Annotated in this window: 11 protein-coding genes and 2 pseudogenes; 9 read left to right on the forward strand and 4 right to left on the reverse strand. The window is 67.9% G+C overall.

Going from position 1 to position 14,329, the window contains the following annotated elements; translation table 11 throughout:
- Window positions 1-6: 6 nt before the first annotated feature.
- From ACFWPK_RS10870 to ACFWPK_RS10885, 4 genes are all read left to right on the forward strand, one after another.
- Window positions 7-609 carry a TetR/AcrR family transcriptional regulator gene (locus ACFWPK_RS10870; RefSeq protein ID WP_378914414.1) on the forward strand — a complete coding sequence of 201 codons (603 nt, stop codon included), beginning with the start codon at window positions 7-9 and terminating at the stop codon, window positions 607-609.
- A 39-nt stretch (window positions 610-648) separates the two neighbouring features.
- Window positions 649-1,527, forward strand: a complete 879-nt coding sequence (locus ACFWPK_RS10875; protein ID WP_378914415.1) for a siderophore-interacting protein — start codon at window positions 649-651, stop codon at window positions 1,525-1,527.
- A gap of 97 nt (window positions 1,528-1,624) precedes the next feature.
- Entirely contained in the window at window positions 1,625-2,083 is a 459-nt protein-coding gene (locus ACFWPK_RS10880; protein ID WP_378914416.1) for a MarR family winged helix-turn-helix transcriptional regulator, read from the forward strand.
- A complete protein-coding gene (locus ACFWPK_RS10885) occupies window positions 2,083-2,460 on the forward strand; it encodes a DUF5313 family protein (protein WP_378914417.1) in 378 nt (125 codons plus the stop codon). Before ACFWPK_RS10880 ends, ACFWPK_RS10885 begins: the two co-directional genes overlap by 1 nt.
- 43 nt (window positions 2,461-2,503) lie before the next feature.
- Here ACFWPK_RS10885 and ACFWPK_RS10890 read toward each other — a convergent pair whose 3' ends face one another.
- Window positions 2,504-3,058 (reverse strand): TetR/AcrR family transcriptional regulator, encoded by a 555-nt coding sequence (locus ACFWPK_RS10890; RefSeq protein ID WP_378914418.1) that lies wholly within the window; start codon window positions 3,056-3,058, stop codon window positions 2,504-2,506.
- A 217-nt stretch (window positions 3,059-3,275) separates the two neighbouring features.
- On the opposite strand from ACFWPK_RS10890, the pseudogene ACFWPK_RS10895 reads away from it, so the two are divergent.
- The 4 genes and pseudogenes from ACFWPK_RS10895 (at window position 3,276) to ACFWPK_RS10910 (ending at window position 7,201) form a co-directional block, all read left to right on the forward strand.
- Window positions 3,276-4,513, forward strand: a pseudogene (locus tag ACFWPK_RS10895) (cytochrome P450).
- 316 nt (window positions 4,514-4,829) lie between these two features.
- Window positions 4,830-5,453, forward strand: a pseudogene (locus tag ACFWPK_RS10900) (N-acetylmuramoyl-L-alanine amidase); the annotation flags it as partial.
- A 420-nt stretch (window positions 5,454-5,873) separates the two neighbouring features.
- Window positions 5,874-6,683: a carbohydrate-binding protein gene (locus tag ACFWPK_RS10905; RefSeq protein WP_378914419.1), complete on the forward strand. Its 810-nt coding sequence runs from the start codon at window positions 5,874-5,876 to the stop codon at window positions 6,681-6,683.
- A 125-nt stretch (window positions 6,684-6,808) separates the two neighbouring features.
- Window positions 6,809-7,201 (forward strand): hypothetical protein, encoded by a 393-nt coding sequence (locus ACFWPK_RS10910; protein WP_378914420.1) that lies wholly within the window; start codon window positions 6,809-6,811, stop codon window positions 7,199-7,201.
- Window positions 7,202-7,249: 48 nt separating this feature from the next.
- Here ACFWPK_RS10910 and ACFWPK_RS10915 read toward each other — a convergent pair whose 3' ends face one another.
- The gene (locus ACFWPK_RS10915) at window positions 7,250-9,850 is read right to left on the reverse strand and encodes an ATP-dependent Clp protease ATP-binding subunit (protein WP_378914421.1); all 2,601 of its coding nucleotides are present in this window, start codon (window positions 9,848-9,850) and stop codon (window positions 7,250-7,252) included.
- 317 nt (window positions 9,851-10,167) lie between these two features.
- Between ACFWPK_RS10915 and ACFWPK_RS10920 the strand changes: the two genes are divergently transcribed.
- Window positions 10,168-12,231 (forward strand): AMP-binding protein, encoded by a 2,064-nt coding sequence (locus tag ACFWPK_RS10920; RefSeq protein ID WP_378914422.1) that lies wholly within the window; start codon window positions 10,168-10,170, stop codon window positions 12,229-12,231.
- On the opposite strand, the gene ACFWPK_RS10925 is transcribed toward ACFWPK_RS10920, so the two are convergent.
- Both ACFWPK_RS10925 and ACFWPK_RS10930 read right to left on the reverse strand, forming a co-directional pair.
- Window positions 12,214-12,837, reverse strand: coding sequence for a TetR/AcrR family transcriptional regulator (locus tag ACFWPK_RS10925; protein WP_378914423.1), 624 nt, complete (start codon window positions 12,835-12,837; stop codon window positions 12,214-12,216). The genes ACFWPK_RS10920 and ACFWPK_RS10925 overlap by 18 nt on opposite strands.
- Before the next feature lie 30 nt (window positions 12,838-12,867).
- A complete protein-coding gene (locus tag ACFWPK_RS10930; RefSeq protein ID WP_378914424.1) occupies window positions 12,868-14,295 on the reverse strand; it encodes an amino acid permease in 1,428 nt (475 codons plus the stop codon).
- Between the last annotated feature and the right edge of the window lie 34 nt (window positions 14,296-14,329).

Consider the following 14,329-nt stretch of genomic DNA (forward strand, 5'->3'; position numbering starts at 1 on the left):
GTCGCCATGAACCCTGATCGCCGGACCCAAGCCGAACGCTCGGCCTCGACACGTGCCGCGGTGATCCGTGCCGGGCGAGAGCTGTTCGGGCGGTTCGGTTATGGCGCGGTGAGCACGATCGCGGTGGCCGAGGCCGCCGGGGTCAGTCGCGGCGCGCTCTATCACCAGTTCAGCGAGAAGCGGGATCTGTTCGAGGCGGTGTTCGAGGATCTCGAGCGCAGCCTGGTCGAGGTGATCGCCACTGCCGTTGCCGAGGCGCGTGCCGAGGATCCGATCGCGAGCCTGATCGTGGGCTGCCTGGCGTGGTTGCAGGCCTCGACCGCGACCGAGGTGCGGCGGATCGCGCTGCTCGACGCGCCCGCGGTGCTCGGGTGGAGCCGGTGGCGCGAGATCGAACTTCGGCACACCATCGGCCTGGTGGAGAACGCGATGGCCGGTGCCATGGCCGCCGGTCGGATCAGGAAGCAGCCGGTGCGGCCGCTGGCGCTGGTGGTGGTCGGTGCGCTGGACGAGGCGGCGCAATACCTGGCGAACTCCGAGGACCCGGGGGATATCGTCGCTATCCGAGCGGTGGTCGAGCAGCTCATCTCCGGTCTCGCCGTCGATTAGGGCATGTATTCCGGCTTGCTTGTAGGTTAGCCTTGCCTAATGACGACTGGGATTGTGAACCGACCGACCATGGTCTACGCGCCGCTGGTGGTTCGTCGCGCGGTACGGCTGACGCGGCGCATGGTGCGGATCACCCTCGGCTGCCAGGACCCGGCAGCCCTCGCCGACACCGGGCCCGACCAGTACACCAAGCTCTTCTTCCCGCTCCCGGGTCAGCCGCGTCCCGTCGTGCCGCCGCCGCTGGACGACTCCGACAGCGTAATGAGTTGGTACCAGCGGTATCTCGCGATGCCTGACGAGGTCCGCCCGCCGATGCGCACCTACACGATCCGCGCGCAGCGGCCCGAACTCGGCGAGCTCGACATCGACTTCGCCTTGCATGCCGAGCACGCGGGCCCCGCCTCGGACTGGGCTTCGACCGCGGCGCCGGGCGACGAGATCGGCCTGCTCTGCCCGCCGCACGCGCTCTATGCCCCGTCCGGCGATCCCGGCTGGCAGCTGCTCGTCGGTGACGAGACCGCGATTCCGGCGATCGGCGCGATCATCGAGCGCCTCGACGTGGGTGCGCTGGTGCGAGCGTTCATCGAGGTCGACGGCCCGGCCGACGAGCAGCGGTTCGAGACCCGCGGCGACGTGCGGATCGAGTGGGTGCATCGCGGCGATCGCCCGCACGGCGACGCGGTGGTCGACGCGGTCCGCGCCGCCGAGCTCCCCGCTGGCGCGCCCTACGCGTGGATCTCGGGTGAGGCCGAGTTGGTGAAGCTCACCCGGCGCAATCTCGTCCGCGACCGTGGCGTCGACAAGCGCGCGATCACCTTCACGGGCTACTGGCGTCAGGGCCGTACCGAGGAGGACAACGGCCGCGAGAAGGTGCGCCGCGCCGCCGCCGGTGAGCCGCTGGTCGTCGACGAGGACTGACCCGCACCGTCCTCCCGTCCATCTGTGATGCCGCTAATAGTTATTGCACTAACTATTAGTGGCGTAATAGTGTGTGGGCTAAGGAAGGTGGTGGACGATGCAGGAGCTCGAAGACCCGTTGCAGCTCGACCGGCAGGTGTGCTTCGCCCTGGCGGTGGCCAATCGATCGGTGCTGGCGGTCTACCGGCCGCTGCTCGAACCGCTCGGCCTGACCCATCCGCAGTACCTGGTGATGCTCGCCCTGTGGGGTGAGGCGCCGATGTCGGTGAAGGCCGTCGCCGAGGCGATCCAGCTCGACTCCGCGACGTTGTCACCGCTGCTCAAGCGGCTCGAATCCGCCGGTCTCATTACCCGCCGTCGCGATCCGCACGACGAGCGCACGCTGCACATCGACCTCACCGAGGTGGGCCGTGACCTGCGTGAGCAGGCCGAGCGGATCCCGCCCGCCGTTGTGGCACGCCTCGGTGTGAGCCTGGCGGATCTGGAAGAACTGCGCGATGTCCTCGGCCGGGTGAACGCGGCCGCGCGACGCGCATCCGACGTGAGGGAGAAGTAATGAGCACCTCGACCCCGAATCTCTGGCAGCGCTTTCGCTACATCACCGGCGGCACCCTGCCGCCCTCGATGGCGGACTGGGTGCTGGCCGACCTCACCGGCCCCGGCGCGACCCGCCGATACCTGATGCGCTTCCTGCTGCCCGTGCTTCCCGTGCTGTGCCTGTTCCTGCTGGTGCCGGGCCCGCTGTGGATCGGGCTGTCGATGCTGGCGCTGCTGTACCTGCCGCTGGTCTACTTCACCGTGGCGCTGGTCTACGTGTACCGGCGGCATCGCCTGGTCAGCCATGGCTTCGATCCCGAGCTGGCGAACGAGGCCGAACGCCGTAGGGCCGAAGTCGAGCGCGTTGCCTACGAGACTCGCCACCACCGCGGCTGAATCGCGCGCAACAGGTCGAGGTCGCGCAGACCGAACGGGGGAGTCAGCCCGCGCGGAGGGTGGGCCCGACGAATCGTTCGACCAGGTGACGTTCCGCCGCGGCGTCGGGCAGCGGCCAGGTGAGCAACGACAAGACGACGCGCACGACCCAGCCCGCGGCCTCGTCGTCGGGGGCGATCCTGGTCAGCGCGGTCGCGATGTGACCGAGTTCCGGTGCGCCGGCGAGGAATTCGTCGGTATCGGGGGAGCGGTGCCGGATCAGCCACTGGCGCAGCACCGGGTCGGCGCGAATCGCGGCGACAGCGGCCAGGATGGCTTCGATGGGTCGTCGGCCGGGCGGGACCGAGTCGACGACCGCCTCGACGCGCGCGACGACGGACCCGGCGGCCCTGACCATCACCGCGCGCACCAGTTGTGGTTTGCCGCCGACGTAGCGATACAGCGTCGCGCGCGAGCAGCCCGCGGCCGCGGCGATGTCCTCGGCGGTGACGTTGTCGATGCCGCGTTCGAGGAACAGCGCGAGGGCGGCGCGTTCGATGCGGTCGACCGCGATGGTGCGTCGGTCACCGCCGGTCAACCAGTCCGCATGGTCGGTCATCGGCGAATCCTCCAGCAGGGTCTGTCTCAGGGTGAGACGTTCGATGAAATCTGTCTAGTCGAATCCAGCTAGGCAGAGGGGGTTTTCGAAGAAGTGTGTGGGTCGCTCCGACGACGACACCATCGCCACGCCGTCTCACACTGAGACAGACATTGACCGCGTGCTTCTCGGCGATGCACGGTGAGCGCCGACAGCCTGACCAGGAAAGGCGGCGGCCATGACCACGGACCTCGGAGCGATCGACCTGTTCGACGCGGCGGTGCTCGACGATCCCTACCCGATGTATCGCACTCTGCGCGAGGAGGCGCCCGTCTACCGGGTACCCGGCACCGACTTCTTCCTCGTCGCCTCGTGGGCGGCGGTCGCCGAGGCGACCCGCCGCCCGGCGGATTTCTCCTCGCATCTGACCGGCGTGCTCGTCGCCCAGCCCGGTGCGGCGCCGACGACCTTCGACCTCGACGCGACAGGGCAGGGCGTCCACGTGATCGCCACGGCCGACGGCGATGTCCATGCCGCGCACCGCGGCATCGTCGGACCGGCGCTGGCCAAACGGATTCGCACGCTGGGCCCGGTCGTCACCGCACTCACCGAACAGCTGTGGGCGGAGGAACTCGACGGCGATCGGATCGACTGGGCCACCGGGGTCGCCGATCGATTGCCGCTGGCGCTGATCGCCGAACTTGTCGGCCTGCCGCGGGCCGATGTGCCGACCCTGCTCGGCCTGGCCTACGACTCCACCGAGATGCTGGGCGGTGTCGTCGCCGACGGCCGGATGACTGCGCTGATCACCTCGGCGGCCGAGCTGGCCCACTACGCCTACCTGGCGATCAGCCGTGCGAAAGAGCGAGTGGCCGATCAGGATTCGCCGCGCACGCTGCTCGAGGTCCTCGTCGCGGCCATGGCGGCGGGCACGATCGACGAACAGCAGGCGGTGCTGATCGTGGTGCAGCTGATCGGCGCGGGCGGGGAGTCGACCGCGGGCCTGATCGCCTCGGCGGCGCGACTACTCGCCACCGACCTCGAACTACAGACCCGGCTGCGCGAACGCCCTGAGCTCGTTCCCTCGTTCCTCGACGAGGCGTTACGTCTCGAGTCGCCCTTCCGCGGCCACCACCGCCACGTCGTGGCCGATACCCAGCTCGACGGCGTCGACCTGCCCGCGGGGAGCCACTTGCTGCTGCTGTGGGGAGCCGCCAACCGCGATCCGGCCGCCTACCCGGATCCGGACATCGTCGACCTGAACCGGCCGCGTGGACGTGCCAACGTGGCGTTCGGCGCGGGCGCCCACTTCTGCATCGGGTCCGCCCTTGCCCGACTGGAAGCACCGCCGCGATCACCCTGCTGCTCGAACGCACCGAGCGGTTCAGCCTTATCGATGCGGAAACGCCACGATGGGTACCCAGCCTGTTCGCCAGGCGCCACGCGACTCTTCCCCTGCGCATTACCCGCTCCTGAGTACGGTTCGACGCCTGTCCTCGCGGTGCTGAAGTCTCCTGGGACGGTGCCGCGTCCGCCCGAGGGCACGGTCGGGCGGCGATCGGCGCGGGGTGTGACACGGCACGGGCGGAGTCCCCACCTGGACGGGGTGTGGCACGGTGTCGGAGTGCGCCCCCGTCTGTTCCTGCCCGCCTGCCTGCTCGCGACGACAGCGTTGTTCGCCGGATGCGCGTCCACGGATGCGAACCCGACGATGCCGACCGCGACGGCCGTTTCCTCGGAGAGTGTCGTGCCGCCGACTTCCACCGCCGCGAACCGCACCGTTGTCCTCGATCCCGGTCACAACGGGGGAAACGCCACCCATCTCGCGCAGATCAACGCGCAGGTGCCCGACGGGCGCGGTGGGACGAAGGCCTGCAACACCACCGGTACCTCGGCCGACAGTGGCTACACCGAGCACGAGTTCACCTGGGATGTGACCCTGCGGGTGCGCGACGCGCTCGCCGCACAAGGTATTCGGGTGATCCTCACGCGCTCCGACGACACCGGCGTCGGACCGTGTGTCGACCAGCGCGCCGCCATCGCGAATCAGTCGGGCGCCGACGCGGTGGTCTCGATCCACGCCGACGGCAATACCGGCGCGGGCGCGCACGGATTCCACATCGCCTATGCCGAACCCCCGCTGAACCCGGTGCAGGCCGAGGCGGGGACACGACTGGCCACCGCGCTGCGCGATGCCATGGTCTCCGGTGGCGCGGTGCCGTCGACCTATGTGGGGTCGGCGGGACTGGATCCGCGGGCGGATCTGGCCGGACTCAATCTGGCCGAACGGCCGAGCGCCCTGGTCGAATGCGGGAACATGCGCTCGGCGACCGACGCCGCCCTCATCGAGACCCCGGCGGGGCGGGCCCGCTACGCCGAGCTCATCACCGCCGGAATCCTCGCGTTCCTCGGCTGATTCGCCGAGCGCCGCCAGCTGATTTCGGAGGAGTCGCGCAATGTTCGCCAGGCCCGCTCCGGCGGCGTCCGCGCTCGAACAGTAAGGCGGCTTGTTGCCAACATGGCTACCTATCGTCAGCTGCTGGCAAATCTGTGCACCCGCGATAGCTGGTCAATTAACTCGCCATTTGCTCCGAGTGGGAACCGGTTGGTCTGAAACGTTTTCATTCGCTGAGTTCGCACACCTGCGGAACGGTTCGCGAATACCGGCCGGTAGCAGTATTTTTCGCTACCAGGGCGGTTGACGGTTGATCTTCGCCACCCTAATCTCCCTGTCACAGTTCGATATCGAAGTGTTCGGTGTCATCGCTCGAAATGTTTCCCGGACGGCAAGCCGGCCCCTGCCGTCCTCCGCGTGCGTTTCCAAGGAGTATTGATAGTGAGAAGTCGAATTCTGTTCTTCGCCGGAGTAATGGCATTGGCGCCGATCGTCACCGCGCTGGTCCCCGCCGGGAGTGCCACCGCGCACGGCTGGATCAACGGACCGGCGAGCAGGCAGGAACAATGCGCCCGTGGCCTCGTGCCCTGCGGTGCGGTGAAATACGAACCGCAGAGTGTGGAGGGTCCGAAGGGGCTCACCAACTGTAGTGCGAACAAATATACCGAGCTCGATGACGACAGCCTGGGCTGGGTACCGCAGAAAGTCTCCGGCCGTGCGAGTTTCACGTGGAAGAACACCGCGAACCATCGCACGCTGAATTGGGAATACTTCATCGGAAATACCAGGGTTGCCGTGTTCGACGGCCGAAACGAACAGCCGTCCATGGAAGTGACCCATACCGTCGATTTGTCGAACTATTCCGGCAGGCAGAAATTGCGGGCGGTATGGAATATCGGTGATACCGCGGCGGCGTTCTACAGCTGCGTCGATCTCGAGGTAGGCGGCACACCTGGGGCTACGACCACCCCGAAGCCGACCACTTCCCGGCCGACCACCACCGCTCCGCCCGCGACGACCACGAAACCCCCTGCCACGACCCCGAAACCGCCGGTGACAACCACCCCCGGGCACGAGCACCCGACGACCACGGCTGCCCCCTCCGGATCGCCGTGGCGTCAGGGTGCCACCTATGCCATCGGCGACAAGGTCACCTACCAGGGCGCCACCTATCGCTGCAGGCAGGCGCACACGGTGCACGACCCGAACTGGACACCGCCGAACACTCCCGCACTCTGGTCTCGGGTGTAGTCGGCGCACCGAGGTCGGCGAAACGGTTCGTGTGTTCTCCCACCATCGGTCCCGCGATGGGGTGAGGATGAGACCGACTCGCCGGCCTCGCGTTCGGTCGGCCCCGCAGCACAAGGACGTGAGATATGAGTGACAGGAAATTCGCCATCGCCGTCGCGGCCGTCGGGACGGCAATGCTGGCCACGACCCTCGGCGCTCCCGCCGCCTCGGCCGGTGTTTCGCAGCTGACCGTGAAACCCAACCTCAGCGTCGGCTCGGCAACCGACTACGGCACCGGATGCACCCATCAGTTGCTGGCCAGGCTCAGCATCGGCATCGTTCCTGTCGCCTTCTACGACAACGGCGCGCTCCTGGCCGTTGTCGCCCCGACCGACGGCGTCGCCATGTTCAACTGGGTGCCGTCCTACACCGGTGCCCACGCGCTCACCGCCGTCCAGGACGGCATCGCCAGTAGCTCGAATGTGACAGTCGGCCGGGGCTTCCGCTTCGGGGAATCCTGCGTGGTCACCGGCGGCTGACCCAGGCGACAAAGCGGTGGCCCGGGTCGCGCGAAACCGGCCCCCCCGTTATATCCGCGATTTAGACGCGAGCGTCTTGGCCGCAACCATCATTCCCGCGGCTTTCTTGGCAGGCTTCTTCGGCGCCTTCTTCGGCGCCGGTGCCGACCCGTTGGTTTCGGGCTTGCCCACCGGGTGCTCCGCTGTGACGACCAGATCGTCGTCGGCGGTATCGACCTTCACCGTGCCACCCGGCTCCAACCCGCCGTCGAGCAGCAACCGCGAGACCCGGTTGTCGAGCTCCTTCTGCACGGTGCGACGCAACGGCCGTGCACCGAACTCGGGCTGAAAGCCCCGTTCGCCCAACCAGTCCACCGCGGACTGACTGATCTCGAGTTCGATGTCCTGAGCGGCGAGCATGCGCCGGGTGCGATCCAGGATCAGTTCGACGATCTGCTCCAGCTGCTCGGAGTCGAGGCGATGGAACACGATCTGTTCGTCGATCCGGTTGAGGAACTCGGGCCGGAAGTGCTGGCGCAGTAGCTCTTCGAGCTGCGGCACGATCGCATCGAGGTCGCCGGGAGGTGCGTCGAGGATCACGTGCGAACCGATATTGGACGTCATGATCACGATCGTGTTCTTGAAATCGACGGTGCGGCCCTTGGAATCGGTGACGCGCCCGTCGTCGAGCAGTTGCAGCAGCACATTGAACACATCGGGGTGCGCCTTCTCGACCTCGTCGAACAGGATCACCGAATACGGCTGCCGCCGCACCTTGTCGGTGAGCTGCGCGGCATCGTCGTAGCCGACGTATCCGGGCGGCGCGCCGACCAGCCGCGAGACCGTGTGCTTCTCCTGGAACTCGCTCATGTCGAACCGGATCAGCCGGTCCTCGTCGCCGAAGACCGCCTCCGCGAGGGCCTTGGCCAGCTCGGTCTTACCGACACCGGTGGGGCCGAGGAACAGGAACGACCCGATCGGCCGGTTCGGATCCTTGAGCCCGGCCCTTGCCCTGCGCACCGCCTCGGCGACCGCCACGATCGCCTCGTTCTGCCCGATCACCCGCTTGTGCAGGACGTCTTCGAGCTGGAGCAGACGCTGCTTCTCCTCGGCGGTCAGATCGGCCACCGGAATGCCGGTGCGCTTGGAGATCACCTCGGCGATGTCGACGACGTCGACGATCGGCTCCGAAGAGGTGGCACCGGACTCTTCGAGCTCCTCCTCGGCGGCAGCGATGTCGGCCTTGATCGCCTTGGCCTTCTCGTAGTCCTCGTTGTCGACCGCGGCGTCCTTCTCGCGATACAGCCGCGCGATCGCCTCGTCCCGCGCCCTCACCTCGGGATCGGGGGTGCCCGAACGCAGCCGGATCCGCGCACCCGCCTGATCGATCAGGTCGATCGCCTTGTCGGGCATGAACCGGTCGGTGATGTAGCGATCCGACAGCTGCGCGGCCGCGACCAGCGATTCGTCGGAGTAGCGCACCTGGTGGTGTTCTTCGTACACATCGGCCAGACCGCGCAGGATCTCGATGGTGTCCGCCACCGAGGGCTCCGAGACCATCACCGGCTGGAACCGGCGTTCCAGCGCCGCGTCCTTCTCGATGTGCTTGCGATACTCGTCGATGGTGGTCGCGCCGACGACGTGCAGGTCGCCGCGGGCCAGCGCGGGCTTGAGCAGATTGCCCGCGTCCATCGAGCCCTCGCCGCCGCCACCGGCGCCGACGATGGTGTGCAACTCGTCGATGAAGACGATCAGCTCGTCTTTGTGCGCGCGGACCTCGTCGAGGATCTTGGTGAGCCGCTCCTCGAATTCGCCGCGGTACTTACTGCCCGCCACCAGCGAGCCGACATCGAGCGCGATCACGCGGCGGTCGGCGAGGGTCACCGGCACATCACCGTTGACGATGCGCTGGGCCAGCCCCTCCACGATGGCGGTCTTACCGACCCCGGGATCACCGATCAGCACCGGGTTGTTCTTGCGCCGCCGCGACAGGATCTCGATGGTCTGCTCGATCTCCTCCGCGCGGCCGACGACCGGGTCGATCAGGCCCTCGCGGGCTTCGGCGGTGAGATCGCGACCGTATTCGTCGAGGGTGGGTGTGCCGGATTCCGGCTGCCTGCGTTTCGAGGGCGCGGTCGCCATCGGCGTTCCCGGCGCGGGCACACCGCCGCTCTGGGTGGCCGCGATCCCGGCGACCAGCGCCTGCGCCGCGACGCTGTCCGGGAGCGAGGCGATGCCGAGCAGGATGTGTTCCGGGCCGATGTAGCTGCTGCCCGACTGGGCCGCCTGCCGCTGAGCCGCGCGCAGCGCGACCTTGGCAGCGGGGCCGAGCGTGATGTCGGCGAGGTCGTCGGCACTGGGTTCGCCGGTGTCGAGGTAGTCCTGCATCTGCTCGGCGACCTGGTCGGGATCCAGGCTGAGCTCGGCCACGATGCTGCGTCCGGGTTCTGCCTCGGTGGCCGCGTAGAGCAGGTGTTCGGGAGTGATTTCGGGGTTGCCCCATTCCCTGGCCGCCTCACGGGCCGTGCCGACCAGCAACTTCGCGTTGTCGGTCATCAACCTGCCCAGGTCGATGCGTTGTACCGGTGGTTTGGATGACATTCCGGAACCGAAAAACCGCTGGAAGATGTCGTCGAATGGGTCCCGAGAGCTCGGAAAGCTCGCTGTCATGTCCACACCTCTTCGCTCGTCGCGCCGTGTGTCACGGCGACTCCTGCAGATCGGGTCGGTACTGCCAGCAATACTTCGGCATCCTCGGGGCGCGTGCAAGCGATTGGATAGTTTCACATCGGCGATGTCGGCAGGTGTAGCCCACAAACCAAAATCCGGCCGAAACGGTCCCGAACCACCGGTTTTGTCTGATTCTTGATGAAGGGGCGCCGCGGCCGGGTAGCGTGGCGACCCGCGAGGTGGTAACGGCCGCAGCGCCCATTTTTGCCCGCCGACCAGCTGGGTCGAACAGGCCGACGGGAAGTAGAGCACGGAGCTTGGTCAACGACGTCATCGATGTGAGCGCGGATTTCACCATCGCGCGACAAGCGTTGTGGGATGTGCTGCTCGATCCCCAGAGTTACCCACGGATGTTCACCGGCATCGGCAGTTGTGAACCGGTGGAACGCCCCGACGGTGCTGTCCACTGGCAGGTGCGGGTCGGCTCGGCGAGCGGCGGGATCAGGACCCACGAGTTCATCCTCGTCATCGGCCGTTGGTACGAGAGTTTCGAACTGCGTAGCCCGGTGCTCGGCAGCTTCGCCGCGATCCGCTTGCGTGGCGATCAGGAGCGGACCCGGCTCGATATCACCCTGTTCGCCGCCGCGCGTGTCCATCCGCTGATCGAGCAGGGCGCCAACTCTCTGGTCACCGACTGGGTGAAGGCGGGGCTGCGCCGTACCGCCGACGCGATCGCGGGCACCCGTTCCTCGGTGGTGGTCAATGCCGAGCGTTCGATGGTGCGCCGTAATGCCGGGGTGGCGCGCAGTATCGCGGCCACCGGGCTGATGCGGCCCGAGCCGGTGTCGATCGTGAGACAGCTTCGCTCCCTGTCGAAGTGGGGTTTCAACCTGGCCGGTGGTTACGCGGCGGGCGCGGCGTACGAACCCGATCGGCTCGCGTTGATCGATGCGCGCGGGCATCGCACCTTCGCCGAGGTCGACTCCCGATCCACCGCGCTGGCCGCGGCGATGTACTCGATCGGTCTGCGCAAGGGTGACGCCATCGGTCTGCTGGCGCGCAATCACGCGGGCATGGTCGAAACCATGGTCGCCGCGGGTAAACTCGGCGTCGACGTGGCATTGCTCAACGCGGGATTGTCGGGGCGTCGCATCGAGGAGATCGTGCAGCGGCACCGGCTGAGCGCGGTCTTCGTCGACGGTGCGCTGGAAACGCTGATCCGCTACCTGCACAGCGAGGTCCCGCGCTACACCACCGACGACTGTCCGCCGGACCCGGATCGCACGACGGTCGATGACTTGATCGCCCAGGCGCACAACGACTTCCCGGTCCCCGCGCATCCCGGCCGACTGATCGTGCTCACCTCCGGCACCAGCGGTTCGCCGAAGGGCGCGCGCCGCCCGCATGCCAAGGGTTTCGGCACGATCGCCGCGCTGCTCTCGCGGATCCCGCTGCGCGTGGAGGAGGTCCTGCTCATTCCCGCGCCGCTGTTCCACACCTGGGGTCTGGCCGGGTTGCAGCTCAGCACGGCATTGCGCGCGACCGTGGTGTTGTCGGACGGTTTCGATGCGATGGACTGCCTGCGCGCGGTGGCCGAGCACCGGATCACCACGTTGATCGTGGTTCCGACGATGGTGGAACGCCTGCTCGAGGTGCCCGACGAGGTCCGGGCCGGCCTGGACCTGTCGAGCCTGCGGTTCGTGGTGAGCTGTGGTGCGCCGCTGGCCGGGGCCACCGTGCTGCGATTCCTGGACAGCTACGGCGACCTGCTCTACAACGTGTACGGCTCGACCGAGGTGTCGTGGGCCAGTGTCGCCACCCCCGACGACCTGCGGGTATCGCCGACGACCGCGGGCCGCCCACCGCTGGGCACCCGCGTCGCGGTGCTCGGGCCCGACCTGCGTCCGGTGCCGGTCGGCGCCACCGGGCACATCTTCGTCGCCAACCACATGCTCTTCGACGGCTACGTCAACGCCGCGCCGCCGGAGGAGGCCGACGGCATGCTCGATACCGGCGACCTCGGTTACCTCGACGCCGCGGGGCGGCTGTTCGTGGCGGGCCGCGACGACGAGATGATCATCTCCGGTGGTGAGAACGTCTTCCCGCGACCGGTCGAGGAGGCGCTCGCCCACCTGCCGCAGATCAGCGAAGTCGCCGTCGTCGGCGTTCCCGACCGGGAGTTCGGTCAGCGGCTGGCCGCGTTCGTGGTGAAACGCGAAGGGGCGGGACTGGATTCGGACATGGTGCGGACCTATATCCGCAACCGGCTGAGTCGATTCTCGGTCCCGCGCGACGTCACGTTCCTGACCGCGCTGCCGCGCGGGGAGACCGGCAAGATCCTCAAGCGGGTGCTCGTGCCGGGGTCAGTGCTGAGCGAGTAGCGCACCCACCGCCCGCTCGATCGTCGCCGACGCCTGCTCGCCCGGCAGTCCGCGCCGATCCTGCAGATGGTGGCGCATCGGCCAGCCGAGGGCGCCGTCGATCAGATCGAGGAGCACGTCGTCGTGCGTACCGTCGGGTCGGGACAGTTCGGGCGCGAACAGCGCGGCCAGGACGGCGCGGATGCGTTCGTCGGTGCGCCGCATCCGCGCGTCGACCGCGGCGATCGACCGGGATTCCTGCAGACCGGGCAGGCGGGGCACGCGCTGGAGGGCGAAGATCGCGGTGCTCTGCCGGACCGCGATCGTGATCCGCTCGGCCACGGGAGGCGACGGATCGGGGGTCACCAGGCACGCCTCGACCATTTCGGACTGGCGTTCGGTCGCGGCCACCAGCAACGCTTCCCGGTCCGGAAAGTGCACGAACACGCTGCGTTCGGAGGTGCCCGCTCTGGCGGCGATCTCGCGCGCGGTCGGCGCGAAGTCGCCCGCGGTGACGGCGGCGAGCAACCCGTCGATGATGGCTTCGCGCGTTTTCGCCGGATCCCGCCGCCGCGGCGCGCGCGCCTGCCTCGCGCCCGCCGCCGCGGCGTCCCGCTCCGATCTCATCGGCCCATCACAGCACAGTCGGCCGAGGACCTACTTGCTCGGCTCCGGCGCGGCCCGGTTCATCAGCGAGTGCTTGCGCGAATAGGCGAAGTACACGATCAGGCCGACCGCAAGCCAACCGGCGAACCGCACCCAGGTCTCCCACGGCAGCGACCAGATCAGGTAGGCCGAGAAGCCGATACCGATCAGCGGGATCACCGGCATCAGCGGCAGCCGGAACGAGCGCGGGGCGTCGGGCCTGGTGCGCCGCAACACGATCACCGAGATGCACACCACGATGAAGGCCATCAGGATGCCGATATTGGTGAGCTCGGCGACGGTGTTGATCGGCAGCACGCCGGCCAGGATCGCCGCGCCGAAGCCGACGATCCAGGTGACCCTGGTCGGCACCTTGCGGGTGGGGTGGGTCTTGGCGAACCAGATGGGCAGCAGCCCGTCGCGGCTCATCGCGAACCACACCCGGGTGACGCCGAGCATGAAGGTGAGCACGACCGTGATGATGCCGACGATCGCGCCGACCGCGATGATATTGGCGACGCCCGGCATCCCGACCGACTCGAACGCGGTGGAGAACCCACTGGTGGGGCTGATCTCGGTGTACTTCTGCATGCCGGTGAGCACGAGCGTGGCCAGCACGTAGAGCACCATCGCGATGGCAAGGGAGTAGATGATCGCCTTGGGCAGGTGCTTGCGTCCGTCGATGGATTCCTCGGCCGCGGTGCTCATGGCGTCATAACCGAAAACGGCGAAGAACACCGTCGCCGCGCCCGTCCACACCGCGCCCGTGCCGAACGGGAAATACGGGTCGTAGTTGGCGCTGTCGATGTGGAATACCCCGAGCACCACGATGAGCACGACCAGCGCGACCTTGATGCCGACCGCGACCGTCTCGAACCGGCCGACGCTGCCGATACCGCGGGAGAGGACCCACGCGGTGCCGAGACAGAACAGCACCGCGAACAGGTCGATCACCCGGCCGTCGCCGGTATCGGGCGCGCCGAGCATCCACTCCGGCAGGGTCAGGCCGACCTGATCGAGCAGGAACCCGAAGTACCCGGACACACCGATCGCGACCACCGCCGCCACCGCGATGTATTCGAGCAGCAGGTCCCAGCCGATGAACCAGCCCGCGAGCTCACCGAGGGAGACATAGCCGTAGGTGTAGGCCGAACCGGCTTTCGGGACCATGCCCGCGAATTCGGCGTAGCACAGCGCTGCCGCGGCACTGGCGACACCGGCGATCAGGAACGAGATCAGTACCGCGGGACCGGTGACCGAGTGCGCGACCGAGCCGGCCAGGGTGAAGATGCCCGCGCCGATGATACCGCCGACGCCGATGGCGGTGAGCTGCCAGAGCCCGAGTGATTTGGCGAGGCGCTCGTCACTGGGGATCTCGTCGTCGACCTCTATCAGGGGTTTGCGGCGCAACATCTGGGTGCGCAGCTCTGCGAAAGACATTCGCGTTTCCTTCCATCGGCGCACACCGCCGCGT

It is taken from the genome of Nocardia sp. NPDC058519, assembly GCF_042719755.1.
Classification (GTDB): Bacteria; Actinomycetota; Actinomycetes; order Mycobacteriales; family Mycobacteriaceae; genus Nocardia.